Source organism: Streptomyces sp. NPDC056161 (assembly GCF_042268025.1).
GTDB lineage: Bacteria > Actinomycetota > Actinomycetes > Streptomycetales > Streptomycetaceae > Streptomyces.
Genome location: NZ_JBHJUV010000062.1, coordinates 1 through 26,094, shown reverse-complemented (window position 1 = coordinate 26,094; position 26,094 = coordinate 1). Strand labels below are relative to the sequence as shown.

General features: G+C 72.2%; 23 protein-coding genes and 1 riboswitch. Of the genes, 17 read left to right on the top strand and 6 right to left on the bottom strand.

Annotated features, from left to right (window positions below; genetic code table 11):
• Positions 1-145: 145 nt before the first annotated feature.
• From ACFC09_RS38480 to ACFC09_RS38460, 5 genes are all read left to right on the top strand, one after another.
• Positions 146-472, top strand: a complete 327-nt coding sequence (locus ACFC09_RS38480; RefSeq protein WP_376536406.1) for a barstar family protein — start codon at positions 146-148, stop codon at positions 470-472.
• Between the two features lie 247 nt (positions 473-719).
• A complete protein-coding gene (locus ACFC09_RS38475) occupies positions 720-2,186 on the top strand; it encodes a GuaB1 family IMP dehydrogenase-related protein (protein WP_376536404.1) in 1,467 nt (488 codons plus the stop codon).
• A 306-nt stretch (positions 2,187-2,492) separates the two neighbouring features.
• Positions 2,493-2,945, top strand: a complete 453-nt coding sequence (locus ACFC09_RS38470; protein ID WP_376536402.1) for an Lrp/AsnC family transcriptional regulator — start codon at positions 2,493-2,495, stop codon at positions 2,943-2,945.
• Positions 2,946-3,276: 331 nt separating this feature from the next.
• Positions 3,277-4,065: a carbon-nitrogen hydrolase family protein gene (locus ACFC09_RS38465; RefSeq protein ID WP_376536400.1), complete on the top strand. Its 789-nt coding sequence runs from the start codon at positions 3,277-3,279 to the stop codon at positions 4,063-4,065.
• A 50-nt stretch (positions 4,066-4,115) separates the two neighbouring features.
• Positions 4,116-5,813 carry an FAD-dependent oxidoreductase gene (locus tag ACFC09_RS38460; RefSeq protein ID WP_376536398.1) on the top strand — a complete coding sequence of 566 codons (1,698 nt, stop codon included), beginning with the start codon at positions 4,116-4,118 and terminating at the stop codon, positions 5,811-5,813.
• Between the two features lie 53 nt (positions 5,814-5,866).
• On the opposite strand, the gene ACFC09_RS38455 is transcribed toward ACFC09_RS38460, so the two are convergent.
• From ACFC09_RS38455 to ACFC09_RS38445, 3 genes are all read right to left on the bottom strand, one after another.
• Entirely contained in the window at positions 5,867-6,796 is a 930-nt protein-coding gene (locus ACFC09_RS38455) for an LLM class F420-dependent oxidoreductase (RefSeq protein ID WP_376536396.1), read from the bottom strand.
• Positions 6,797-6,882: 86 nt separating this feature from the next.
• Positions 6,883-7,578: a DUF5995 family protein gene (locus ACFC09_RS38450; protein WP_376536394.1), complete on the bottom strand. Its 696-nt coding sequence runs from the start codon at positions 7,576-7,578 to the stop codon at positions 6,883-6,885.
• 322 nt (positions 7,579-7,900) lie between these two features.
• A complete protein-coding gene (locus ACFC09_RS38445) occupies positions 7,901-9,307 on the bottom strand; it encodes a uracil-xanthine permease family protein (protein ID WP_376536392.1) in 1,407 nt (468 codons plus the stop codon).
• Positions 9,308-9,429: 122 nt separating this feature from the next.
• Between ACFC09_RS38445 and ACFC09_RS38440 the strand changes: the two genes are divergently transcribed.
• Entirely contained in the window at positions 9,430-10,689 is a 1,260-nt protein-coding gene (locus tag ACFC09_RS38440; protein WP_376536390.1) for an alginate lyase family protein, read from the top strand.
• A 34-nt stretch (positions 10,690-10,723) separates the two neighbouring features.
• Here the strand turns inward: ACFC09_RS38440 and ACFC09_RS38435 are convergent, their stop codons facing one another.
• Positions 10,724-11,935 (bottom strand): MFS transporter, encoded by a 1,212-nt coding sequence (locus ACFC09_RS38435; protein ID WP_376536388.1) that lies wholly within the window; start codon positions 11,933-11,935, stop codon positions 10,724-10,726.
• Positions 11,936-12,081: 146 nt separating this feature from the next.
• Between ACFC09_RS38435 and ACFC09_RS38430 the strand changes: the two genes are divergently transcribed.
• From ACFC09_RS38430 to ACFC09_RS38385, 10 genes are all read left to right on the top strand, one after another.
• On the top strand, positions 12,082-13,284 hold the full coding sequence (locus ACFC09_RS38430) for an ROK family transcriptional regulator (RefSeq protein ID WP_376536386.1): 1,203 nt from the start codon (positions 12,082-12,084) through the stop codon (positions 13,282-13,284).
• A 512-nt stretch (positions 13,285-13,796) separates the two neighbouring features.
• Positions 13,797-13,927: riboswitch (FMN riboswitch) on the top strand.
• A 149-nt stretch (positions 13,928-14,076) separates the two neighbouring features.
• Positions 14,077-14,679, top strand: a complete 603-nt coding sequence (locus tag ACFC09_RS38425; RefSeq protein WP_376536384.1) for a riboflavin synthase — start codon at positions 14,077-14,079, stop codon at positions 14,677-14,679.
• Entirely contained in the window at positions 14,676-15,320 is a 645-nt protein-coding gene (locus ACFC09_RS38420) for a nicotinamide riboside transporter PnuC (RefSeq protein ID WP_376536382.1), read from the top strand. The genes ACFC09_RS38425 and ACFC09_RS38420 overlap by 4 nt, the downstream gene beginning before the upstream one ends.
• The gene (locus ACFC09_RS38415; RefSeq protein WP_376536380.1) at positions 15,317-16,675 is read left to right on the top strand and encodes a bifunctional 3,4-dihydroxy-2-butanone-4-phosphate synthase/GTP cyclohydrolase II; all 1,359 of its coding nucleotides are present in this window, start codon (positions 15,317-15,319) and stop codon (positions 16,673-16,675) included. The genes ACFC09_RS38420 and ACFC09_RS38415 overlap by 4 nt, the downstream gene beginning before the upstream one ends.
• Before the next feature lie 21 nt (positions 16,676-16,696).
• Positions 16,697-17,182 (top strand): 6,7-dimethyl-8-ribityllumazine synthase, encoded by a 486-nt coding sequence (gene ribH / locus ACFC09_RS38410; RefSeq protein WP_376536378.1) that lies wholly within the window; start codon positions 16,697-16,699, stop codon positions 17,180-17,182.
• Between the two features lie 34 nt (positions 17,183-17,216).
• Positions 17,217-17,489, top strand: coding sequence for a phosphoribosyl-ATP diphosphatase (locus ACFC09_RS38405; protein ID WP_128789165.1), 273 nt, complete (start codon positions 17,217-17,219; stop codon positions 17,487-17,489).
• A gap of 73 nt (positions 17,490-17,562) precedes the next feature.
• Positions 17,563-18,420 (top strand): ATP phosphoribosyltransferase, encoded by an 858-nt coding sequence (gene hisG / locus ACFC09_RS38400; protein WP_376536375.1) that lies wholly within the window; start codon positions 17,563-17,565, stop codon positions 18,418-18,420.
• A 22-nt stretch (positions 18,421-18,442) separates the two neighbouring features.
• Complete coding sequence (locus ACFC09_RS38395; protein ID WP_376536373.1) at positions 18,443-18,898, top strand: PH domain-containing protein; 456 nt, start codon at positions 18,443-18,445, stop codon at positions 18,896-18,898.
• 206 nt (positions 18,899-19,104) lie between these two features.
• Positions 19,105-20,439, top strand: a complete 1,335-nt coding sequence (locus ACFC09_RS38390) for a hemolysin family protein (RefSeq protein WP_376536371.1) — start codon at positions 19,105-19,107, stop codon at positions 20,437-20,439.
• Positions 20,436-21,521, top strand: a complete 1,086-nt coding sequence (locus ACFC09_RS38385) for a hemolysin family protein (protein WP_376536369.1) — start codon at positions 20,436-20,438, stop codon at positions 21,519-21,521. The genes ACFC09_RS38390 and ACFC09_RS38385 overlap by 4 nt, the downstream gene beginning before the upstream one ends.
• 81 nt (positions 21,522-21,602) lie before the next feature.
• Here the strand turns inward: ACFC09_RS38385 and ACFC09_RS38380 are convergent, their stop codons facing one another.
• On the bottom strand, positions 21,603-23,468 hold the full coding sequence (locus ACFC09_RS38380) for an AAA family ATPase (RefSeq protein WP_376536367.1): 1,866 nt from the start codon (positions 23,466-23,468) through the stop codon (positions 21,603-21,605).
• A gap of 432 nt (positions 23,469-23,900) precedes the next feature.
• Entirely contained in the window at positions 23,901-24,521 is a 621-nt protein-coding gene (locus tag ACFC09_RS38375) for a uridine kinase (RefSeq protein ID WP_376536445.1), read from the bottom strand.
• 258 nt (positions 24,522-24,779) lie between these two features.
• Between ACFC09_RS38375 and ACFC09_RS38370 the strand changes: the two genes are divergently transcribed.
• On the top strand, positions 24,780-26,094 hold a 1,315-nt coding region (locus ACFC09_RS38370; protein WP_376536365.1), incomplete at its 3' end, for a peptidase C39 family protein.

Sequence of the window (26,094 nt, the reverse complement as noted above, 5' to 3'; positions counted from 1 at the left end):
GGCCGTCCCCGCGCACTTTTCCGCGCCTCGGTCCCGCCCCGCCGCGCCGCACACGTCCGAAGGCAGCCGGAGGCATCACCGCGAGGCCGGGCGGGAAGGCCCACTACTTTGATGATCACTACGAATCGTTCCGGACGGTGCTGAGATGACGACTCCGTCGCCGATGTCGACCCCGTACGTCGTGCTGCTCGACCTCGCGGGCATCATCGACAAGGCGGGCCTCATGGACCGCTCCGCGCGGGCGCTGGAACTGCCCGAGTGGTTCGGGCGCAACTGGGACGCCCTCGCCGACAGTCTCGCCGACCCGTCCGTGTGGCCGTCGCGGACGGCCGGCCGCGCGCTGCTCGTCGTCGTCACCGGCTGGCGGGCGTACGCGCGACGGCAGCCGCAGGAGTGGACGGTCGCACAGGACGTGTTCACCGAGGCGTCCGAGCGCGAACCACGACTGACGGTGGCCCTCGCGCTGGGCTGAACCACGAGTGACCGCGGTGCGCCGACCGGCCGGCACCGGCACGGCCCCCGCCCCGGGATGAACCACGGCCCCACCAGCGTCGTGGCCCCCTCTGTAGCCCCCTGGGTAGTATCTGTGTGCAAGGCAGGTAACCGCTTCCCGCCGGCGCGGCCCCTTCCGCCCCCTTGGAGGAACCAACGGGCATGGGGCCCCTTCGTCGTGTCTTCGCGGCAGTGACCTGCGCCGTTTCACGTGAAAAAGTAGGGTCATGCGTTTTCTTGAGCCGGGTACCGGTCGGCTTGTGCCGAGTTCGTCGGCGCCCTACGACCTGACGTACGACGACGTGTTCATGGTGCCGAGCCGTTCTTCGGTGGGCTCGCGTCAGGACGTGGACCTCAGCTCCCCGGACGGCACGGGCACCACGATCCCGCTGGTCGTCGCCAACATGACCGCCATCGCGGGGCGGCGCATGGCCGAGACGATGGCCCGGCGCGGCGGACTGGTGGTGGTGCCGCAGGACATCCCGATCGACGTCGTCACCGACGTCATCGCCTGGGTGAAGGGCCGCCACCTGGTCCTCGACACGCCGATCGTGCTGGCCCCGCACCAGACCGTCGCCGACGCGCTGGCCCTGCTGCCGAAGCGGGCGCACAACGCGGGTGTCGTCGTCGACGGGACCGGCCGCCCGGTCGGTGTCGTCACCGACCGGGACCTGTCCGGGGTCGACCGCTTCACCCAGCTGACCGAGGTCATGTCCCGCGACCTGCTGCTGCTCGACGCGGACATCGACCCGCGCGAGGCCTTCAACACGCTGGACACGGCCAACCGCCGCTACGCCCCGGCGGTGGACGGGGACGGCAAGCTGGCCGGCATCCTCACCCGCAAGGGCGCGCTGCGCGCCACGCTGTACACGCCGGCCACCGATGCCCACGGCAGGCTGCGCATCGCCGCCGCCGTCGGTGTCAACGGCGATGTGGCGGGCAGGTCGAAACAACTGCTGGACGCCGGCGTCGACACGCTCGTCATCGACACCGCGCACGGCCACCAGGAGTCGATGGTCAACGCGCTCAAGCTGGTGCGGGACCTCGGCCCGCAGGTCCCGGTGGTCGCCGGGAACATCGTCTCCGCCGAGGGCGTCAGGGACCTGATCGAGGCGGGCGCCGACATCGTCAAGGTGGGCGTGGGCCCCGGCGCGATGTGCACCACCCGCATGATGACCGGCGTCGGCCGGCCGCAGTTCTCGGCCGTGCTGGAGTGCGCCGCCGAGGCACGCAAGTACGGCAAGCACGTGTGGGCCGACGGCGGAGTGCGGCACCCGCGCGACGTGGCGATGGCGCTGGCGGCGGGCGCCTCCAACGTCATGATCGGCTCCTGGTTCGCCGGCACGTACGAGTCGCCCGGCGACCTCCAGCAGGACGCGAGCGGCCGGCTCTACAAGGAGTCCTTCGGCATGGCGTCCGCGCGTGCCGTGCGCAACCGCACCACGGAGGAGTCGGGCTACGACCGCGCCCGCAAGGCGCTGTTCGAGGAGGGCATCTCCACCTCCCGGATGTTCCTCGACCCGGCCCGCCCGGGCGTCGAGGACCTGATCGACTCGATCATCGCGGGTGTCCGCTCCGCCTGCACCTACGCCGGCGCCGCCTCCCTGGACGAGTTCACCGAGAAGGCCATCGTCGGCGTGCAGAGCGCGGCCGGCTACGCCGAGGGCAAGCCGCTGCACGCCAGCTGGAACTGACCCGGCCGCGGCGCGCGGCCCGGCAGGCGGCCGGACCCGCCGCCGCGCCGGGAACCGGGGGAGGACCCGCGGTCGCGGAGCACGGTGTGCGGCGGCGGGACGGTGCCGTGCGACGCACGGCTGACCTTCCGCATGAGGGGCGGTCCGGGGCGGTCCGTCGACGGTCATCTGCGTGGTGTGCGGCGTCCGGATGAGGGTGGGGCTCGTGTTCTACTTCGTGTACGGCCATCGCCGTCCCCGTCTCGCGACCCCGCAGACCGTCGCGGCGGCGGAGTAGGACCCCGACGAAGAAGTGAACCACCCGCAGTGCTGAACGATCTCGACGCACGCATCGTGCACGCCCTCGCCGCGGACGCCCGCCGCTCCTACGCGGACATCGGGCACCTGGTCGGCCTGTCCGCGCCGGCCGTGAAACGGCGCGTGGACCGGCTGCGCGCCACCGGCGCCATCACCGGCTTCACGGTACGGGTGGACCCGGCGGCGCTCGGCTGGGAGACCGAGGGGTTCATCGAGGTCTACTGCCGGCGCAACACCTCTCCGGAGACCATTCAGCGGGGCCTGGTGGGCTACCAGGAGGTGGTGGCCGCGTCCACCGTCACCGGTGACGCGGACGCCGTCGTCCAGGTCTTCGCCTCCGACATGCGCCACTTCGAACGGGTGCTGGAGCGGATCGCGGGCGAGCCGTTCGTGGAACGGACCAAGTCCGTGCTGGTGCTGTCGCCCCTGTTGCGCCGGTTCTCCTCGGGCGCGCCGGGCTGATCCACCGTCACCGTCACCCCGGACCGACGTCCGTCCCCAGGCGCCGGCGGCCGGTGCCCACGGCCGATGCGGCGCGGGCGACAGACACCGCCGGGCACGCGCGCTTACGTACGCGCGCGTGCCCATGCCGATCCATGGGTGGCCGGGCACGACCCGGCGATGCGTTGCGCGCCCGTCGGGCCGGCGGACGCGCAACGAATCGCCGGCCGGGCCGCGGAGCACGCAACGAACCGCTCACCGGTGCGCAACGGCTGCTTCTTGTCCGGCCCGGCGCGCCGACCGTACGGTCTAGATGCCCCCGCCCCCCGCCACCCACCGGTGAGGATCACGCATGCGCACCGCCCTGCTCCAGAGCTCCGGCCGCCCCGGATCCGTCGTCGAGAACCTCAAGGTCCTCGACGAGGCCGCGGCCCGCGCCGCCGCCGCGGGCGCCGGGCTGCTGGCCGCGCCGGAACTGTTCCTGACGGGGTACGCGATCGGCGACGCCGTCGGCCGGCTCGCCGAGCCCGCCGACGGGGCGGGCGCCGCCGCGGTCGCCGGCATCGCCGCCCGGCGCGGTCTCGCGATCGCCTACGGCTACCCGGAGCGCGCGGGCGGCGCCGTCCACAACTCCGCCCAGCTGATCTCCGCCGACGGCACCCGGCTCGCCAACTACCGCAAGACCCACCTCTTCGGCGGCTTCGAACAGGCCCACTTCACCCCCGGCGACCGGCCGGTCGTACAGGCCGAGCTGAACGGCCGCACCGTCGGCCTGCTGATCTGCTATGACGTCGAGTTCCCGGAGAACGTCCGGGCCCATGCGCTGGCCGGCACCGACCTGCTCGTCGTGCCGACGGCGCTGATGCACCCGTACCAGTTCGTCGCCGAGTCGCTGGTTCCCGTGCGGGCCTTCGAGAACCAGATGTACATCGCGTACGTCAACCGGGTCGGCCCGGAGGGCGAGTTCGAGTTCGCCGGGCTGTCCGCGCTGGCCGGCCCGGACGGCGTCGCCCGCGGCCGGGCGGGCCGCACCGCGGAACTCGTCCTCGCCGACGCCGACCCCGACCTCCTCACGGCATCCCGCGAGGCCAACCCGTATCTGCGGGACCGCCGCCCCGGCCTGTACCGGTCCCTGGTCTGAGCACCGCCAGCCCTCCCCTTGAGTTCACCCGTGCAAGGAGCCCGTACCCCATGACGTCCACGGTGCCCGCCGCCGTCGAGCAGGCAGCCAGACCGCAACCGCCGATCACCATGTTCGGACCGGACTTCCCCTACGCGTACGACGATTTCCTCGCCCACCCGGCGGGCCTCGGCCAGATACCCGCGACCGAGCACGGCACCGAGGTCGCGGTCATCGGTGGTGGCCTGTCCGGCCTCGTCGCCGCCTACGAGCTGATGAAGATGGGCCTCAGGCCCGTCGTGTACGAGGCGGACCAGCTCGGCGGCCGGCTGCGCACGGTCGGCTTCGACGGCTGCGACCCGTCCCTGACCGCCGAGCTGGGCGCGATGCGCTTCCCGCCGTCCGCCACGGCGCTCCAGCACTACATCGACCTCGTCGGCCTTCGGACCAGCCCGTTCCCCAACCCCCTCGCCGAGGCGACACCGTCCACCGTCGTCGACCTCAAGGGCGAGTCGCACTACGCCACCACGATCGACGACCTGCCGCAGGTCTACCGGGACGTCGCCGACGCCTGGCGCAGGTGTCTCGAAGAAGGCGCGGACTTCTCCGCCATGAACCGCGCCCTACGCGAACGGGACGTGCCGCGCATCCGGGAGATCTGGGCGCGGCTCGTCGAGAAGCTCGACGACCAGACCTTCTACGGATTCCTGTGCGACTCCGATGCCTTCAGATCCTTCCGGCACCGTGAGATCTTCGGGCAGGTCGGCTTCGGCACCGGCGGCTGGGACACCGACTTCCCGAACTCCATCCTGGAGATCCTGCGCGTCGTCTACACCGAGGCCGACGACCACCACCGCGGCATCGTCGGAGGCTCGCAGCAACTGCCGCTGCGCCTGTGGCGGCGCGAGCCGGAGAAGATCGTGCACTGGTCCCCCGGGACCTCCCTCGCGTCGCTGCACGACGACGGCGAGCCGCGTCCCGCCGTGACCCGGCTGCATCGCACCGCGGGCGACCGGATCACGGTGACGGACGAGAACGGCGACGTCCGCACCTACCGGGCGGCCGTCTTCACCGCCCAGTCCTGGCTGCTGCTCTCCAGGATCGCCTGCGACGACTCGCTCTTTCCGATCGACCACTGGACGGCGATCGAGCGCACCCACTACATGGAGTCCAGCAAGCTGTTCGTCCCGGTCGACCGGCCGTTCTGGCGGGACAAGGACCCGGCCACCGGCCGGGACGTGATGTCGATGACGCTCACCGACCGCATGACCCGCGGCACCTATCTGCTCGACGACGGTCCGGACCGGCCGGCGGTCATCTGCCTCTCCTACACCTGGTGCGACGACAGCCTGAAGTGGCTGCCGCTGTCCGCGGACGAGCGGATGGAGGTCATGCTGAAGTCGCTCGGCGAGATCTACCCGGACGTCGACATCAGGGGGCACGTCATCGGCGACCCGGTGACGGTCTCCTGGGAGGACGAGCGCTGCTTCCTGGGCGCGTTCAAGGCAAACCTGCCCGGTCACTACCGCTACCAGCGGCGGCTGTTCACCCACTTCATGCAGGACCGGCTGCCCGCCGGCCGGCGCGGTCTCTTCCTCGCCGGCGACGACATCTCGTGGACCGCCGGGTGGGCCGAGGGCGCCGTCCAGACCGCGCTGAACGCGGTCTGGGGCGTGATGCACCACTTCGGTGGGGCGACGGATCCCGGCAACCCCGGGCCTGGCGACGTGTTCGACGAGATCGCGCCGGTGGAACTCCCCGAGAACTAGACCGGTTCCGCGGGGCTGGACCGGTTCCGCGGGGCTGGACCGGCCCCGCGGGGCTAGACCCCGGCGGCTCGGGCCTTCTCGTGGACCTCCGCCGCGATGTCCTTCAGGTGCTCGGCGTCGCGGGCGCTGGTCTGCAACTCGACGATGATCTCCTGCGCACCGGCGGCGGCGTGGGCCGCCAGGTCCTCGACGATCTGGTCGGCATCGCCCTGGAAGGGCCGGCGGTCGGAACCGGTGTGGGGCTCGGCCGAGAGGACCGAGTTCGCCCGCAGGACCAGACGGAGGGGCTCCGTACGCCCCCGCTCGGCCGCCAGGTCCTGCACCTGTCGCCACTGCGCCGCCAGCTGCTCGGCGCCCGTGGCCACCGGCAGCCAGCCGTCGGCGTGGTCGACCAGCCGCCGCAGTGCCCGCTTGTTGCCCGCGGCCAGCAGGACCGGGATCGGCCGGACGGGCTTCGGCCCCACCGCGGCCGAGGCGATCTTCGTGAGACGGCCCTCGTAGCGCACCGGGTCGGGGCCCCACACCGCCCGGCACACCTCGATGATCTCGTCCAGCACCTGGCCGCGCTCCTCGAACGGACGGATCCCGGCCGCCGCGTACTCGTCCAGGGACCAGCCGGTGCCGAAGCCCGCGATCAGCCGGCCACCGCTCGCCGCGTCCACCGAGGCGAGGGCCTTGGCCAGTTGGAACGGCTGGTGCAGCGGGGCCACCAGCACACTGGAGCCGAGTTCGGCCCGCTCGGTGGCCGACGCCGCCAGGGCGAGGGTGACCAGCGGATCGGCGACGTGCCGGTAACTGTCCGGCCAGGGAAGTCCCTCGATGCCGTAGAGACCTTGGGTGGCCGGGTCGGGGAACAGGGCCCGTTCGAAGACCCAGAGGCTGTCGTAGCCGATCTGTTCGGCCGCGCGCGCCACGTCGGGTACGTCCCTGCCGATGGAGTAGTGGCGCATCTGCGGGAGTCCGAGTCCGAGCCGGGTCGCCATGACGGTGCTCCTTCATGATCGAGTGCTGTCCGTCAATCTAACCTTGTCGCAGGGCGGTTCCTGGGAAGGCTTGCGCAATGGCCGGATCAGTCCGGTAGCGGGGTGAGCAGCAGGCGGCCGGCGAGACCGACGACCGCGTCCAGGCGTTCGCTGAACTCCTCGGCGAGGTCCCCGCAGCGGCGCAGCGCCCACAGCGCCCGCGCCGCCGACCAGGTGGCGTCCCGGGCCCGCTCCAGGCTCCAGGAGCCGAGCAGATGGGTCAGCGGATCGGCGATCTGGAGGAGATCGGGGCCGGGCATCAGGTCCTCGCGGACGCGCTCCTCCAGCGCCACGAGGAGGTCGCCCACCCGGTCGAACTCGTCCTCCAGGTCGTCGGGTTCGCAGTCGAGCGTGCGGCAGGCGTCCACCACGGCGAGTGCGAGGTCGTGGCCGATGTGCGCGTTGATGCCTGCTAACGCGAACTGCACGGGCCGTACGCCCGGATGGCGGCGCAACTGGAACAGCGGCCGCCAACAGGCCGGTGTGCGGCGGCCGTCCGCGGCCGCGTCCACCGCGGCCAGATACCGGTGCGCGAACCGGACGTCCAGCGCGATCGCGCTCCGCCGGTCGGTGAAGTACCCCGTGCCCAGGCCCCGTTCGACCTCCTCGGTGACGGTCAGGTAGACGCGGTTGAACACCGCGACCCCGTCCCGGGCCGGAAGGCCGGCGGCCAGGGCGCGCATCCGCGAGAGGACGGCGTCGACGGTGCGGACGGATGCGGTGAGCTGTTCCAAGTGCGCCATGGGGGCCAGGGTCCCAGCCTCGGGCCCGCCGAAGCGCCGACGGGCCCGGCGGGTCCCCGGAACGAGGGAACGGGGCCGTCGTGCGCGGGGGTTGGGCCGCCGGGGAGCGCCGATCCGGCCGGGCACCGCGCCCGGAGCCCGGCCCGGACGCGACGCGCATGCCGGAGTACGCCGCCGAACCGGTGAGATGACCGTCCTTCTCGGATCGGTGAGGTGACCGTCCGTCCGGACCGCCGAGGTGACCGTCCCTCCCGGACCGCCGAGGTGACTGCCCGTCCCGGATCGTCCGAGTCCACGGCTCGTCACGGCTCGTCACGGCTCGTCACGGACCGGCGCGGTGCCCGTCCGTCCCGGTGTCCGGCGCGTCGTAGGCGGAGGTGCCCTCGTCCAGCAGCGGCTGCTGCTCCTTGAGGTGGGCGGGGGCGAGGGCGCGCAGCGTGTGGTAGCCGATGATCACGACCAGCGTGCCGAGGGCGATGCCGCTGAGCGAGAAGGTGTCGGTGAACTTCATGGAGACGTTGCCGACGCCGATGATGATGCCCGCGGCGGCCGGGACCAGGTTCAGCGGGTTGCGCAGGTCCACCCCGCCGTGCAGCCAGATCTGCGCGCCGAGCAGGCCGATCATGCCGTACAGGATGACGGTGATGCCGCCGAGGACCCCGCCCGGGACGGCGGCGACGATCGCGCCGAACTTGGGGCACACGCCGAACAGCAGCGCGAAGCCGGCCGCGGCCCAGTACGCCGCCGTCGAGTACACGCGGGTGGCGGCCATCACGCCGATGTTCTCGGAGTAGGTGGTGTTCGGCGGGCCGCCGACCGCGGTCGAGAGCATCGAGGCGACGCCGTCCGCCGAGATCGCCGTGCCGAGCTTGTCGTCCAGGGGATCGCCGGTCATCTCGCCGACCGCCTTGACGTGCCCGGCGTTCTCCGCGACCAGCGCGATGACGACCGGCAGGGCGACCAGGATCGCCGACCAGTGGAAGGACGGGCCGTGGAAGGACGGCAGCCCGATCCAGTCGGCCCTGCCCACGCCGGACAGGTCCAGGCGCCAGTGGTCGGTGAGCTTGCCGCTCGCGTCCACCGAGTGGATGCGGCCGAAGATCCGGTCGAAGGCCCAGGAGGCGACGTACCCGAAGACCAGGCCGAGGAAGATCGCGATGCGTGACCAGAAACCACGCAGGCAGACCACGGACACGGCGGTGAACACCATCACGAGCAGGGCGGTCCACTGGTCCTGCGGCCAGTAGGTGGACGCGGTCACCGGCGCCAGGTTGAAGCCGATCAGCATGACCACGGCGCCGGTCACGATCGGCGGCATCGTCGCGTGGATGATGCGTGCCCCGAAGCGCTGCACGGCGAGCCCCACCAGGAACAGCGCGACGCCGACCACGAAGACCGCCCCGGTCACCGTGGCGCTCGTGCCGCCCTGGGCACGGATGACCGCGGCGACCCCCACGAAGGACAGGGAGCAGCCCAGATAGCTCGGCACCCGTCCGCGGGTCGCGAGCAGGAAGATCACCGTCGCGACGCCCGACATCATGATCGCGAGGTTGGGGTTCAGCCCCATGAGCACGGGGGCCACGAAGGACGCGCCGAACATCGCCACGACGTGCTGGGCGCCGAGGCCCACCGTGCGGGGCCAGGACAGCCGTTCGTCGGGGCGTACCACCGCTCCGGGCGCGGGCGTGCGCCCGTCACCGTGCAGCTTCCAGCGCACGCCGAGGTCCATGGTGAGGTGTCACTTTCTCTGTACGTGATGACGGTCCGGACCATTGTCACGGCTACCTGGTGGTCCTACGCTCACCGGGTCCCACTCATGAACTGCGTTCATATCCATGATCGGAGTGTGTGATGCGTGGAAGCTCCCGCGCCGCGGTCCTGCTCGCCGCGGTGGTGGCGTTCGCGGCCGTGGTCGTCCCCGGCGCGCAGGCGGCGCCGAAGGCCCCGGACACCGCCGTCCTGGACGGCGCCCGGCTCCAGCGGACGAAGGTCCGGCTGGACCACGGCGACCGTCGACTGTGGCCGGTCCTCAAGGACTTGACGGCCCGTGCGGACACCTGGCTGGACCAGGGCCCCTGGACGGTCGTCGACAAGCCCAGACCCGCCCCCGGCGGCGACGTCCACGACTATCTGAGCCAGGCCCCCTACTGGTGGCCGAGCACGGCGCCGACCGCCGGCAACCCCTGGGGCTGCCCTTACGTCCAGCGGGACGGACAGCGCAATCCGGAAGTGGACAGCGGCACCGACCGCCAGGACGTCGAGAGGGTCTTCGACTCGGCCTACGACCTCTCGCTCGCCTGGTACTACACCGGCGACCGGCGCTACGCCGAGAAGGCCGGGCAGATCCTGCGCACCTGGTTCCTCGACCCGGCCACGAGGATGAACCCGAACCTGAACCACGCCCAGTTCATCCCCTGCAAGTACGACGGCAGGGCCATCGGCATCATCGACTTCTCGCAGTCGTACACCGGCGTCGTCGACGCGCTCGCGATCCTCGCCACCGGGGCGCCCGGCTGGACCGGGGCCGACCGCAGTGGCATGGCCCGGTGGAACTCCGACTTCCGCGACTGGCTGAAGGACAGTGACTTCGGCAAGGAGGAAGGTGCCGCCGCCAACAACCACGGCACCTTCTACGACATGCAGCTCGCCGCGCTGGCCTACGCGACCGGCGACACCGCCCTGGCCCGGCGCACCGTGCTGGACGCGCGGGCCGGGCGCATCGACCCGCAGATAGCGGGCGACGGCAGCCAGCCCCAGGAGCTGGCCCGGACCCGCAGCTGGCACTACTCGACCTTCGACCTGGTCGCCTACACCCGCCTCGCGGCCATCGGCCGGCACGTCGGCGTGGACCTCTGGGCCTACCGGGGACCGGACGGGCAGAGCCTGTTCAAGGCCGTGGACTATCTGCTGCCCGCGGCCACCGGCGCCGCCGCATGGCCGCACCCGGAGCTGGAGTTCGAACGGTTCGCGGCGAGCGACGTCGTACGGGCGGCGGCGGACGCGGGGGACCGGGCGGCCCGGCGGGCGGTCCCGCTGCTGGCGGAGCCGCCCGGCGGTGACCTGTGGCAACTGCGCCCGGCCGCCGAGCAGTTGGACTCGATCGCGGGCTGACGGCCGCGGCGGTGGAGGCGTCGGCGGTGACGTTTCAGGGCTGCGGGTCGGGCACCGCCGCCGCCTGCCGGCCGGCCTCGGCCTGCGCCCGGCCGCGCGGGCGGAGCACCCCCGCGAACACCGCGAGCCCGCAGGCCAGCACGGTCACCACGCAGAACGACACCGTCAGGTTGGTCGCCTGGGCCACCCCGCCGATCATGCTGGGCGCGATCAGGCCCGAGGTGTAGGTGATGGTCGCCACACCGGCGATGGCCTGGCTCGGATTGGGGCCGCTGTGCCCGGCCGCCGCGAAGCACAGCGGTACGACGACCGCGATGCCCAGCCCCATCAGTGCGAACCCGGCCATCGCCACCGCCGGATGCCCGGCGAGGACGATCGACAGCCCACCCGCCGCGGCGAGCACCCCGCCCGTACGGACGGTGCGCACCGCGCCGAACCGGTTCACCACCGCGTCCCCGGCGATCCGGGCCACCGCCATGGTCAGCATGAATCCGGTCGTGCACGCCGCGGCCAGCCCGGCGGAGGTCTCCAGCCGGTCCTGTAGGAACACCGCCGACCAGTCGAGGCTCGCGCCCTCCGCGAACACCGCGCAGAAGCCGACCGCGCCGATCAGCAGCGCCGAACGGGGCGGCAGCGCGAACCGCGGCGGCGGCTCCTCGTCCTCGGCGGCCTGGAGATCCAGCACCCAGCCGGCGGCCAGGATGCCGAGCAGGGTGAGGACGGCCGCGGCGAGCCCGAAGTGCACCCGCGCGTCCGACCCCAGATGAGCGGCGAGGGTGCCCGCGGCCGAGCCGGTCAGGGCGCCCGCGCTCCACATGCCGTGCAGCCCCGACATGATTGACTTGTCGAGCAGCCGTTCCACCTCCACGCCCAGCGCGTTCATCGCCACGTCGGCCGTGCCGGAACTCGCGCCGTAGACGAACATCGCCAGGCACAGCGTGTACAGGTTCGGTGCCAGGCCGGGCAGGATCAGGGAGAGCGTCCACAGCGCGATCAGCCCGCGCAACGCGGTGCGGCTGCCGAAGCGGTGACTGATCCGGCCCGCCAGCGGCATCGCGCACGAGGCGCCGAGCGCCGAGAAGGCCAGCGCGAACCCGAGCTGGCCCGCGCTCAGCGAGGCGTGGTCCTGGATCCAGGGCACCCGGGTCGCGAACGAGCCGGTGACGGCTCCGTGCACGGTGAACACGGCCGCGACGGCGTACCGGGAGCGTTTCACCTCACCTTGTGTGTGGATCACGCCACTCATGCTCCGGCCCCTCCCTGGATGGGTCACCCCGCTGTCTCCGCGCAAACTATCAGGGACCCTGCCTGATAGATAGGGAGTATTCTGCCGTCCCCGGCAGGGCAACGGGCGGCCGGGAACGGCGTCGCCGAAGTGGGAGGATTCCCGTCATGCCCGCATCACCGAGCACCGCCCGGGCCATCAACGACCGGCTCGCCCTGCGGCTGTTGCAGGAGGAAGGCCCGCTCACGGCCGGGCAGTTGAAGCACCTGACCGGGTTGTCCCGGCCGACCGTCGCCGACCTCGTCGAACGGCTCGCGGAATCCGGCCTGATCACGATCGTGGGCGAGTCCGGAGAGCAGCGCCGCGGCCCCAACGCCCGGCTCTACGGCATCGTCGCCGACCGGGCCCATCTGGCCGCGCTCGACGTCCGCACGGAGGGCGTCTCCGTGCTGGTGTCCGATCTGCTGGGCCGCGTACTCACCGAGGCGTCGGTGCCCATCGCCGGGGACAGCGGGACCGGGCCGGCGGTGGAGCAGGCGGTGGCGCTGGTCGAGCGGGCGGCGAAAGAGGCCGGGGTCGACCGGCTGCACACCGTGGGCATCGGCGCGCCGGGCCTGATCGACCCGGTCACCGGTGAACTCCGCGACTCCTCCGGGCTGCCCGCCTGGCACCGGCGGCTGGTCGCCGCGCTCCAGGAGCGCATTCCCGCGGCCCGGGTCACCGTGGAGAACGAGACCAACCTCGCGGCCCTGGTCGAGCAGCGCGAGGGCTGCGCCCGGGACCGCGACACCTTCGTCCTGCTCTGGCTCGGTCACGGCGCCGGTGCCGCCGTCGTCCTGGACGGCGTCCTGCGTCGCGGCGCCTCCGGCGGCACGGGCGAGATCGGCTTCCTCCCCGTGCCGGGCACCTCGGTGCTGCCCTCGGCGACGGACTGCGAGGGAGGTTTCCACTCGCTGGCGGGCGGCGCGGCCATCGAGGCGCTGGCCGACGGGTTCGGGCTCGCCGTGGCCGCGGGCGACACGGAGGGGCCGCGCGCCGCGGGCCTGGTCCGGGCCGCCGTGGCCGGGGCCGAGGCGGGCGCCGACACCGCGGCCGACCGCTTTCTCGACGCCCTCGCCGACCGGGTGGCCATCGGCGCGGCCTCCGTGGTCGCGATTCTGGATCCCGGCTGCGTGGTCCTCGGCGGTGAGGTCGGCCAGGCGGGCGGCGCGACGCTCGCGGCCCGGGTCATGGAACGGGTCCGAGGGATGTCGCCCCTGGCCACCGAGGTGCGCGCGAGCACTCTGGGGGGCGGCGCCGTGCTCCGCGGCGCCCTGCTGACCGCGCGGGAACGCGCCCAGGACGACTTGTTCGCACCCCGGGACCAGTAGGGCGTGTTTCGAAAGCGGCGTCGGAGCAGGCGGTCCCTGTCGGTGACGAAGGCACGGAAAACGCGGAGGAACGTGAAAGCGCTGGGAAGACGACCAGTAGGTGACCTAAGTCGGCGAAACGCGAGAGAAGTCGGGAAAAGTGTGGAAAGGGGGTGGAATTCAATGAAAGGCAGCAGAAGCCGGGCAGAAAGGGAAAGCGGCGAGAGGGGGCGCGCGGGGCGGGTCCTTTCGGGCGGCCGTCGGGCCGTGGTCGCCCGGCCCTCCGCCGGAAGGCTGGCGACCCGGCGGCGGGCAAGGGCCGTCGTCACCGCCACCGGGCCCGTCCGCACCCTAAAAGGACTAGACCAGTAAGGTCAATGGGTGTGAACCGATGGTCAAGAACGTTCCCCTGAACGGTAGTTGACCTGCGACGGCCCTGAGGCTGGGTCCGGCACGGCGCTCTGTGAGACAGCCCACAGAGGCGCCCTGTCTGGACGGTGTCCGGGCGTGGCACACTGGTCGAGTACCAGAAGCAGCGCACTCCGGGGTCGGTGAAATTCCGAACCGGCGGTTACAGTCCGCGACCCGACCGCGTCCAGCGGTCGGCTGATCAGGTGAAATTCCTGGACCGACGGTCAAAGTCCGGATGGGAGGCAGTGCGCGGCGGGCGGGCATCCGTGCGCGCCGCCGTATATGGGTTCGTCCCTTGTGGGCGATCCCTCCGGCGCCGTTCCCCGAGTGCTCATCCGTTCCTTCTGTCGATATCGACAGGCCCCGGAGTCCGTGCCCCAATGAGGCAGGAGGACCCGGGAAGTGTTCACCGGAATCGTCGAAGAACTGGGTGAAGTCACCGCCGTCGAGAACCTGGGCGATGCCTCCCGTTTCCGGCTCCGCGGCCCCGTCGTCACCGACGGCGCGCGGCACGGCGACTCCATCGCCGTGAACGGGGTCTGTCTCACCGTCGTCGAGCACGAGGGCGACGAGTTCACCGCCGACGTGATGGCCGAGACGCTCGACCGCTCCAGCCTGGGCGCCCTCACCGTCGGCTCCCGCGTGAACCTCGAACGCCCCACCGCCGTCGGCGCCCGCCTGGGCGGCCACATCGTGCAGGGCCACGTGGACGGCACCGGCGAACTGCTGACGCGCACCCCCTCCGACCACTGGGAGATCGTGAAGATCTCGCTGCCCGCGCACCTCGCCCGCTACGTCGTCGAGAAGGGCTCCATCACCGTCGACGGCATCAGCCTCACCGTCGTCGAGGCGGGCGCCGACCACTTCACCGTCAGCCTCATCCCGACCACCCTCGCCCTGACCACGCTCGGCCTCAAGAAGCCCGGCGACCCGGTCAACCTGGAGGTCGACATCATCGCCAAGTACGTCGAGCGGCTGCTCGCCGGCCGGGGAGCGACCCGGTGAACTGGCTCAACTCGCAGGCGTTCACCGTCCTCGGCCAGCACATCAAGTGGTCGGACATGATCGGCAACGTCTTCGGCCTGATCGGCCTGGCGTTCGGCTGGCGCCGCTCCCTGTGGAGCTGGCCGACGCAGTTCCTGTCCGGCCTGATCCTGTTCGCCGCGTTCGCCACCGCCCACCTCTCCGGCAGCGCGGGCAAACAGATCGTGGTCATGGCCGCCGCCGGCTACGGCTGGTGGCAATGGAACCGCGGCACCGCGCGAGGCACGGACGGCCACATCACCGTCCGGTTCGCCACCTGGCGCGAACGGGCCGTGCTGGCCGGTGCCGCCGCCGTCGGCACGGTCGCCGTCTCCGGACTGTTCCACGCCTACCCCGCGCTGTCCTGGGACCCCTGGCCGGACGCCTACATCTTCGTCGGCACCGTCGTCGCGATGTACGCCCAGGCGCGCGGCATGGTCGAGTTCTGGTGCGCCTGGCTCCTCGTCGACGCCGTCGGCGTCCCCCTCAACTTCGCCAACGGCTTCGCCTTCTCCGGCTTCGTCTACGTCATCTACGGCGCGCTCGTCCTGTGGGGCCTGCGCGACTGGTGGCTGCGCTCCCGCAGGACCGCGCGGCCCGTCCTGGAAGGAGCGCCCGCATGACCGCGGCACCGATCCTGTACGGCACGGACAACATCGAGGACTTCGGCCTCGACCCGATCGAGCAGGCCGTCGCCGACATCGCGGCCGGCCGCCCGGTCGTGGTCGTCGACGACGAGGACCGGGAGAACGAGGGCGACCTCGTCATCGCCGCCGAGAAGGTGACCCCCGAGATCGTCGCCTTCATGATGAGCGAGTGCCGCGGCCTGATCTGCGCCCCCATGGAGGGCGCGGAACTCGACCGGCTGCGGCTCCCGCAGATGGTCGAGGACAACACCGAGTCCATGAAGACCGCCTTCACTGTCTCCGTGGACGCCTCCACCGCCCACGGCGTGACCACCGGGATCTCGGCCGCCGACCGCGCCACCACGCTCCGGCTGCTGGCGAGCGGCACGGCCGAGCCCGGCGACCTGGTCCGCCCCGGCCACGTCTTCCCGCTGCGCGCCCGCTCCGGCGGTGTCCTGGTCCGCCCCGGCCACACCGAGGCCGCCGTCGACCTCGCCCGGCTCGCCGGGCTGCGGGCGGCGGGCGCGATCGTGGAGATCGCGGGCGAGGACGGCCGCATGCTCCGCCTGCCCGAACTGGTCCCGTTCGCACGCAAGCACGGCCTGACGATCATCTCCATCGAGGACCTGATCGCCCACCGGCGCCTCACCGAGCGGCCCGCCCCGGCCACCCAACGGGTGCCCACACCGGTCCCGCTCCCGCAGCGGGCGCCCACGCCCGAGCCCGCCGTGCGGCGCGAGGCCGAGGTCCACCTGCCCACCCGGCACGGCACCTTCACGGCGTACGGCTACCGCTCCACCGCCGACGGCGTCGAACACGTCGCCCTCGTGCACGGCGAGCTCGGCGACGGCGAGGACGTCCTGGTCCGCGTCCACTCCGAATGCCTCACCGGCGACGTCTTCGGCTCGCTGCGCTGCGACTGCGGCCCGCAGTTGGACGCCGCCCTCGAACGCATCCGGGACGAGGGCCGCGGCGTCGTCGTCTACCTGCGCGGACACGAGGGCCGCGGCATCGGGCTGCTGTCCAAGCTGCGCGCCTACGAACTCCAGGAACGCGGCCGGGACACCCTGGACGCCAACCTCGAACTCGGCCTGCCCGCCGACGCCCGGGACTACGGCGCCGGCGCCCGGATCCTGGCCGACCTCGGCGTGCGCAGCCTGCGCCTGATGACCAACAACCCCGACAAGACCGACGCCCTGCTGCGCCACGGCCTCAAGGTCAACGGGCGCGAGCGGATGCCCGTGCCCGCGGGCGAGCACAACCTCCGTTACCTGCGCACCAAGCGGGACCGGATGGGGCACGACCTGCCCTGGCTGGACGCACAGGCCGCGTCCGGCCGCGGCGACAAGTAAGCAAGAGCACTGAGGAGACACGTGAGCGGCAAGGGTGCACCGGAACTGTCCGTCCAGAACGTCGGAGACCTCAAGGTCGCCGTCGTCGCGGCACAGTGGCACGAGAAGGTGATGGACGGACTGGTCGACGGCGCCCTGCGGGCCCTGCGCGACCTGGGGATCGAGGAGTCGGCCCCGCTCCGGGTCCCCGGCAGCTGGGAGCTGCCGGTGGCCGCCAGGGCACTGGCCGGCCGCGGCTACGACGCCGTGGTCGCCCTCGGTGTCGTCATCCGCGGCGGCACCCCGCACTTCGACTACGTGTGCCAGGGCGTGACCCAGGGACTGACCCAGGTGGCGGTGGAGACCGGGGTGCCCGTCGGCTTCGGCCTGCTGACCTGCGACACCGAGGAGCAGGCCCTGGACCGCGCCGGTCTGGACGGCTCCCACGAGGACAAGGGCCACGAGGCGGTGACCGCCGCGGTCGCGACCGTCGCCGCGCTCCGCTCGGTATCCGAGACCTGGCGCTGAGGAGACCCCGCAACCGCGTAGGGTGGGGACCACCATGTCCAAGAAGACGTTCGAGGAGCTGTTCACGGAGCTCCAGCACAAGGCCGCCCATGGCGACCCGGCCACCTCCCGCACCGCCGAACTGGTCGGCAAGGGAGTCCATGCCATCGGCAAGAAGGTCGTCGAGGAGGCCGCCGAGGTCTGGATGGCCGCCGAGTACGAGGGCAAGGACGCGGCCGCCGAGGAGATCTCCCAGCTGCTGTACCACGTCCAGGTGATGATGGTCGCCCGCGGCATCTCCCTGGACGACGTCTACGCCCATCTCTAGGCCGTCCGGCCGAGCCCACGGGCAGCACCCCCCCGCACACTCCCCGCCCCGTCACACGAAGGAAGCCGACCTCATGCTGCGCATCGCCGTCCCCAACAAGGGTTCCCTGTCCGGCCCTGCGGCGGACATGCTGCATGAGGCCGGCTACCGGCAGCGCCGGGAGTCCAAGGAACTCAGGATCGTCGACCCGGTGAACGAGGTCGAGTTCTTCTACCTCCGCCCCCGCGACATCGCGATCTACGTCTCCTCCGGCCGGCTCGACATCGGCATCACCGGCCGCGACCTGCTGGTCGACTCGGGCGCCAACGCCGAGGAGATCCTGCCGCTCGGCTTCGCCCGCTCCACGTTCCGCTACGCCACCAAGCCCGGCATCGCGAGCGGCGTCGCCGACCTCGACGGCAGGACGGTCGCCACCTCCTACGAGGGCATCGTCGCCAAGCACCTCGCCGACCAGGGCATCGACGCCTCCGTCGTCCACCTCGACGGCGCCGTGGAGACCGCCATCGAACTCGGTGTCGCCGAGGTCATCGCCGACGTCGTCGAGACCGGCACCTCACTGCGCAACGCCGGCCTGGAGATCATCGGCGAGCCGATCATGAAGTCCGAGGCGATCGTCGTCCGCCGCACCGGCGCCCGCGCCGACGACTCCGCCGAGCCGAAGGTCCAGCAGTTCCTGCGCCGGCTCCAGGGCGTCCTGGTCGCCCGGACGTACGTGATGATGGACTACGACTGCCGGGCCGAGCACCTGGAAGAGGCCGTCGCCATCACCCCCGGCCTGGAGGGCCCGACCATCTCGCCGCTGCACAACGAAGGCTGGGTCGCCGTGCGCGCCATGGTCCCGGCCGAGGACGCGCAGCGGATCATGGACGATCTGTACGACATCGGCGCGCGGGCCATCCTCACCACGGCCATCCACGCCTGCCGCCTGTGACACCGAGGAGACCGCGCCTCCCATGTCCGACCTGCCCGACCTGCCCGTGACCTTCCGCCCGAACCGCACCCGGGTGATCCTGCTCACCTCCGGTGTGGCGATCTTCGTGGTGATAAGCGGAGTCGCGCTCCTGCTGGAGCAGCTCAACCCGGGGGAGCAGCTCAGCTTCTTCCTCGTCGGGGCGCTGATCTTCTGGGTGCTCGCGCTGCTCGCCCGGGTCCGGGTCGTCGCCGACGAGTCCGGTGTCACCGTCGTGAACATCGCCAGCAGGCGCCGTCTGGAGTGGGCGGAGATCCTCCGGGTGAACCTCCGTCCGGGCGACCCCTGGGTGTTCCTCGACCTCAGCGACGGCTCCAGCCTGCCCGCGCTCGGCATCCAGCCGGGCATCGCCAAACAGAGCGCCATCGCCGACGCCAGGGCCCTGCGGGCCCTCGCCGAGGCCCGCGCCGGACAGGGCCCGGAGCGGCTGCTCAGCTGACTCGGGGCCCGGCCACCCTGCCACGTCGGCCGGTGTCTTGATTAATCTGGTGGGCGGAGGCGTTCCCGTTGTGCCTCCGCCCCTGCTGTGCCGCCCGGCGCACAGGGGTTCCTGCTACCCGAGGAGTGACCACCTCCGGCGATGGACGGATCGTCCTGTAGTACCTGCGCCGCCCCCTCCCGACATACCGCGGAGGCGGCGGCATCATGAGCACACCCCTGCTGCTCCTCGCAGCCGCATTCCTGCTGATTCTCGCCAACGGCTTCTTCGTGGCGGCCGAGTTCGGCCTGGTGACGGTCGAGCGGCCGGACGCCGAGAAGGCCGCGGCCGACGGCGACCGACGCGCCCGCAGGGTCGTCGAGTCCCTCAAGGAGCTGTCCTTCCAGCTCTCCGGCACCCAGCTCGGCATCACCATCACCTCCCTGGTCGTCGGCATGCTCGCCGAACCGGCCCTCGCGGAACTGCTGAGCGGCCCGGTCACCGCCACCGGCATCCCCGACGGCGCCGTCCCCGGCGTCGCCGTCGTCATCGGCATGCTGCTCGCCTCCGCGATCCAGATGGTGATCGGCGAACTCGTACCGAAGAACTGGGCGGTGTCCAGGCCGCTACAGGTCGCCCGGTTCGTCGCGGGCCCGCAGCACCGCTTCGCCCGGCTGCTGCGCCCGGTGATCGCCGCGCTCAACGCGGCCGCCAACCGGCTGGTGCGCGCCCTGGGCGTCGAACCGGCCGAGGAACTGGCCTCCGCCCGCACCCCCGGCGAACTCGTCTCGCTGGCCCGGCACTCCGCCCAGGCCGGCGCGCTGGAACAGGACACGGCCGACCTGTTCGTGCGGACGCTGTCGCTGGGCGAGCTGACCGCACAGCACGTCATGACCCCACGGGTGAAGGTCAGCGCGCTCCAGTCCTCGGCCACCGCCGAGGACGTCGTCAACCTCACCCGGGCCACCGGGCTGTCCCGCTTCCCCGTCTACCGGGAGAAGATCGACGAGATCGTCGGCATGGCCCACCTCAAGGACGCCCTGGCCATCGCGCCGCACGAGCGGCTGCGCACCCCGGTCCGCCGGATCGCCCGCAAGGCGCTGCTGGTCCCGGAGACCCTGCCCGTCCAGCCGCTGTTGGCCAGGTTGCGCAGCGAGCAGCCCATCGCCGTCGTCGTCGACGAGTACGGCGGCACCGCGGGCGTGGTGACCCTGGAGGACATCGTCGAGGAACTCGTCGGCGAGGTCCGCGACGAGCACGACGGCCAGGACGTCCCCGAACTCGCACCCGCCCCGCCCGAGGACGGCCGACCCGCCTGGGACGTCGAAGGCAGCTGCCGCGTCGACGTCCTGCGGCGGATAGGTCTCGACGTCCCCGAGGGACCGTACGAGACCGTCGCCGGACTCGTCGCCGACCTGCTCGGCCGCATCCCGGCCACCGGTGACCGGGCCGAGCTGCCCGGCTGGCGGCTGTCGGTGCGCGAGGTCGGGCACTACCGGGCGGAACGCGTCCGGCTGGTGCGCACCGCCCCCGTGGCCCCGGCCGTGGAGGCGGTCCGATGAGCCTGCTGCAACTCTTCTTCGCCGCGCTGCTCGTGCTCGCCAACGGCTTCTTCGTGGGCGCCGAGTTCGCGCTCGTCTCCGTACGCCGCAGCCAGATCGAACCGCTCGGCACCGCGCGGGCCCGCCAGGTGCTGTACGGCCTGGAGCGGCTGCCGCAGATGATGGCCGCCGCCCAGTTCGGCATCACCGTCTGCTCACTGACCCTGGGCGCGGTCGCCGAACCGACGGTGGCGCATCTGCTGGAGCCCGTGTTCGAGTGGATCCATCTGCCGCACGGCATGGTCCACCCGCTCGGCTATGTCGTCGCCCTCGCCGCGGTGGTCTTCTGCCACCTGCTGATCGGCGAGATGGTGCCGAAGAACCTGGCGATGGCCGCACCGGAGAAGGCCGCGCTGTGGCTCAGCCCCGGCCTGGTCGCCTTCGCCCGCCTGTGCAGGCCGATCACCGTGGCGCTCGGCGCCTGCGCCCAGGGCATCCTGCGGCTGTTCCGGGTCGAGCCCAAGGACGAGGTGGAGGCCGTCTTCACCAGTGTGCAGCTGGGCCGGCTGGTGGAGGACTCCGGGCAGGCGGGCCTCCTCGGCCCCGAGGAGCAGGAGCGCCTGGAGGACGCGCTGGAGCTGGGCTCGCGCCCGGTCACCGACGTACTCCTCGGACGGGAGTCGCTGGTGACGGTGCCCCCCTCGGTCACCCCGGGGCAGATCGTCCGGCTCACCGCGGAGACCGGCTTCTCCCGCTTCCCGGTCGCCACCGAGTCCGGCGCCTTCATGGGCTATCTGCACGTGAAGGACGTCCTCGACCTGGAGGAGTCCGAGCGGGCCGTGCCGCAGCAGGTGTGGCGGCCGATGACCACGCTCCGGGCCGAGCTGCCGCTGGACGACGCCCTCACCGTGATGCGGCGGGCCGCCGGCCATCTGGCGCAGGTCGCCGACGCGTCCGGCCGGATCCTCGGTCTGGTCGCGCTGGAGGACGTACTGGAGCTGCTGGTCGGTGAGGTACGGGACCCCGCGCACCGCCGGGCCGGGGGAGCCAGGGTGACGGAGCCGCGGGTGAGCGGCGAGCCGGAGGAGGCACTGGCGGGCTGAGCCGGTCAGGTCCGGCCCTCCGGGCAGGGCCCACGGGCCGGACCCTTCCGGCAGCCCGCACCGGGTCGCGGGATCCGCAGGTCACCTGGCCGACGGATCCTGCGGCCCCCGTCCCGAGAGCACCTCGCCGTACGCCTGCATCAGATCGGGCAGCCGCAGCGTCGCCAGGTCGTCCCGGGACAGCGCGCCGGGGCAGCCCGACAGCCGCAGATCACGGTAGGCGCAACTCTTCTCGTACAGCGTCCGCAGGAACCGCCCGTTGCCCAGCTCGTCGATCCACCCCTGGTCGACCACGTGCCCGGCGATGGACCGCAGCTCCTCCAGCGCCTCCTCGTCCCACACGTCCCCGTTCTCCTCGGCGAGCACCTCGCCGATCGCGGTGAGTTCGAGCGGCCGGTAGGAGGGGAAGTCGACCCGGCTGGTGAAGCGGGACGACAGCCCGGGGTTGGCGGTCAGCAGGCGGTCCATGCCCTCGGGATAGCCGGCCAGGATCACCACCAGGTGGTCCCGGTTGTCCTCCGCCCGCTTGAGCAGCACCTGGAGCGCCTCGTCGCCGTAGGCGTCGCCCTTGCCGTAGCCGGAATTGGACAGCGAGTACGCCTCGTCCACGAACAGCACACCGCCGATGGCCGAGTCGATCAGCTCGTTGGCCTTCACGGCCGTCTGGCCCAGGTACTCGCCGACCAGGTCGGCCCGCTGGGCCTCCACCAGGTGGTCGCCGCCGAGCAGCCCGAGGGCGTAGAAGACCCGGCCGAGGATGCGGGCGACGGTCGTCTTGCCGGTGCCCGAGGGGCCGGAGAAGACGAAGTGCCGCTTCGGTGGCTGTACGGGCAGTCCCTGACCGGCCCGCAGCCGTGCCATGTTCAACTGCGCTGACAACGCCTTGACCTGGCGTTTCACCGGCTCCAGTCCCACCATGCGCTCCAGTTCGGCGAGCGCTTGCGCCAGCAGGACGGGATCGGTGGGAACGGGGGGCAGCGGTGGCGACGGCGCACCGGTCCGCTCCCGTACCGACGGATCGGTCACCGCCGGCAGCGAGCCGGCCGGCGGCAGGTCGGGCTCGGGCAGCCGCAGGTCGCGACCCTCGGCGCCGAAGAAGGAGTCGAGCATGTCCGGGCCGTCCACGCTGTCCTGCCCGGCCCCGGTGAGCATGATCGCCGCGAGGTCCGCCGCGTCGTCGTACCCGTCGCCGTCGGCGATGGCGGCGAGCCGGGCCGAGGTGTCCATGAAGGCGGGGTCGACCCGGTGCACCGCCCGGTAGAGGGGGAGGGCCGCGGCGCTGCGGCCCGTGCCCTCGTGCGCCCGGGCCAGCCAGTACCGCAGCTCCTTGCGCTGCGGCTGCTCGCTGCGGCAGCGCATCAGGGCCGCCGCCAGCAGCGGCTCCGCCTGGCCGTACGTCTCCAGGCGGACCCGGGCCATGCCGCCGAACAGGCCCGCCTCGATGCCGAGCATGGCGTCGTCGAGCAGCGGGTCGGTGTGCCGGACGAGCTGTTCCCAGTCCTTGACGAGATAGGCGCGGCAGGCGTGCAGGAAACGGACCTGCGGGTCGGCGTCCACCGGCGGCAGGCCGGCCAGCGCACGGTCCAGCTCCGGCACATGGCGGCCGTCCAGCCAGTGCGAGGAGTGCGCGAGCAGCAGGTCGCGCGGGCTCTCCAGCACCGGCTGGACCCACCAGCCCAGCCAGTACCAGGAGTTGAGGGCCCGGCGGTGCCGGGCCCGCTGCTCCCCGAAGCGGTCCCGGTGCCGGAACATCCGAAGCAGAGCGGTCGTCGTGTCGACGCGCAGCGCGTGCAGCCCGAGCCACGCGTCGGCCATCCCGGGATCCAGCCGCACCGCGGTGCGGAACTCCTCCTCCGCCTGCGGATAGCCGCCCATCGTGTAGGCGTCCACGCCTCGCAGCCAGGCGAGGTCGGCCGGGGCCTCGGGGCCCTGCGTGCCGAAGTCCATCACGTCCCCCACAAACCGTGCCCCCGTTGGTTCACCGCCGGGCGTGTGCCCGGCGGTCGCCTTTGGTCGAACCGCTGTGCCGCGGACCGGAGTTGCAGGTGCGCGAAACTGCCGTCCGTAGGTCGCACCAGGGGCATCGTACCCGCGAGGTGGGCGCCCGCCGAAGGGTGTCGCAGGGGCCGTTTGACGAGGTGGGAGCAGACGGGGCGCACACGGCACAGTGACCGACGGTGAGCGGATCGGCGCGCTGAGCGCCCGGGAGAGGGGGGTGCGGGCAGAACGAAGCCCCCGATCACGGGGGAACAACCGGGGGCTTCGCGTCTGTGGGCGGCTCCGAATGGCCGCACATTGAGAACGTAAGTCCTGTACGGCCCCCGGGTCAAGCCGAGTTGAAGCAGTCGGAGAAGTTCTCGTGCAGGGATCTTCACAAGCTCAACACGCAGCGGACGGCCCGTCACCGTGTGTGACGATCCGGTCGGATCCGCCCGTCGCGGCGGGACCCGGGAGCACCTCGTACCCCCGCTGTGACTGGTGCACCAGCAGGTCGGCGTACGGCCGTGAGGGGTCCGCGGCGAAGTGCCGGCGCTCCGCCTCGACCCAACCGGCCCAGAACTCCCGCTGCTCGCTCCCGTCCCGCAGCCGCCCGCGGGTCCAGGACTCCTCGCGCGCCAGCTCCATCCACAGCAGCCCCGCCAGGTGCGGACGCAGGGCGCGCCGCCCCGCCCCGACGCCCTCGACGAGGACCACGGGCGCCGGGGGGAGCGGGCGGGGCGGGCCGAAGGACCGCGCCCGCCAGTCGTAGGGCGCGTACGAGGCGCTCGTGCCCCGGGCCAGTGGTTCGATCACCTGGGCCAGCAGCCGTCCGGTCCAGTCGAACAGCTCGTCGTGGCTCGCGATGTCGTCGAGGTGGAGCACCGGCGCCCCGCCCAGGGCGGCGGCCAACTTCCCGGTGAACGTGGATTTTCCCGAGCCCGCGTGGCCGTCGACGCCGATCAGCCGGACCGGACCGCAGGAGGGCGGAAGGCGGCGCAGTCGGGAGGCGAGGTCGTGAATGGCGGATCCCGGGGTGAGGTGCGTGGGCGGTATTTCGGAAACATCCTAGTGGCGCCCGTGGGGCCGGTCGGGTGCCGTCAGAGGACGAGACCAATATTCGTGGGCGCGGCATGGGACGAAGTGCTGGCAGGGGCATGCCGCCTGATCCATAGTTGGCGGACAGCAGTACGGCCGTCGGGCCCGCGGCAGCGCCGCCCGGAGCCGAACCGCCGCGGAGCGGACCTGCGCAGACACGGACACCTGGGGGTACTTCCGCCGATGAGCAACGCCGAACACCCGTCCCGCAGAACCGTCCTGACCGCCGCGGTCGCCGCCGCGGTGGTCTCGGGCGCAGCACCGGCGGCCGCCGCGCCCGCGTCCGTCCCCGATGCCGACGACCCGGCACCCGCCCGAACCGTGGACTACCGAGCCTGGACCACGTACGCCGACTGGCGTTCCGGTGCCGTCAAGGGGACGCGGGCCGTCACGGGCGCCCGCCCCGGCGTGGTGATCGCCGCCCCCGCGGGCACCACCGACTACCCGGACCCGCACACCGGCACCACCGCCGCCTGGGAGTACGCCACCTGGACCTCGCCGGTCCACCGCCTCACCGTCCCGGCCACGGAGGCGATCGCCTCCTGGAACGCGCACACCCCGGCGGGCACCTGGCTCCAGGTCGAGCTGAGCGGCACGTACTCCGACGGCACGCCCACCCCGTGGTACGTCATGGGCCGCTGGGCGGCCGGTGACCAGGACATCCGGCGGACCTCCGTGGACGGCCAGAGCGACGGCAGGAGCAGCGTCTGGACGGACACCTTCGCCGTCGACGACGCCTCCACGGGGCTGCGCCTGGTGTCGTACCGGCTCCGGCTCACCCTCTACCGCAGGCCCGGCACGAAGCTGACCCCCACTGTGTGGCGGCTCGGCGCGATGGGCTCCGACGTCCCGGACCGCTTCACCGTCCCGGCCTCCACGCCCGGTCTCGCCCAGGAACTCCTCGTCCCGCGGTACTCGCAGGAGGTGCACGCCGGCCAGTACCCGGAGTACGACAACGGCGGCGAGGCGTGGTGCAGCCCCACCTCCTCGCAAATGATCATCGAGTACTGGGGCGGCCGGCTCACCCCCGAGCAACTGTCCTGGGTCGACCCGAGCTACGCCGACCCGCAGGTGGACCACGCGGCCCGGTACACCTACGACTACCAGTACGAGGGGTGCGGCAACTGGCCCTTCAACGCGGCCTACGCGGCCACTTTCCAGGGCTTGCAGGGCGTGGTCACCCGGCTCGGCTCGCTCACCGACCTGGAGACGCTGATCGCGGCCGGCATCCCGGCCATAACGTCCCAGTCGTTCCTCAAGACCGAGCTGACCGGTGCCGGGTACGGCACCTCGGGGCACCTGATGACGGTGATCGGCTTCACCGCCGAGGGCGATGTGATCGCCAACGACCCGGCCTCACCGGACAACGACGCGGTGCGCCGCGTCTACCCGCGGCGCGAGTGGGAGAACATCTGGCTCAGGACCAAGCGGTACAACGCCAGTGGAACGGTGGCCTCGGGCACCGGCGGGGTCTGCTACCTCTACTTCCCGGCGCAGC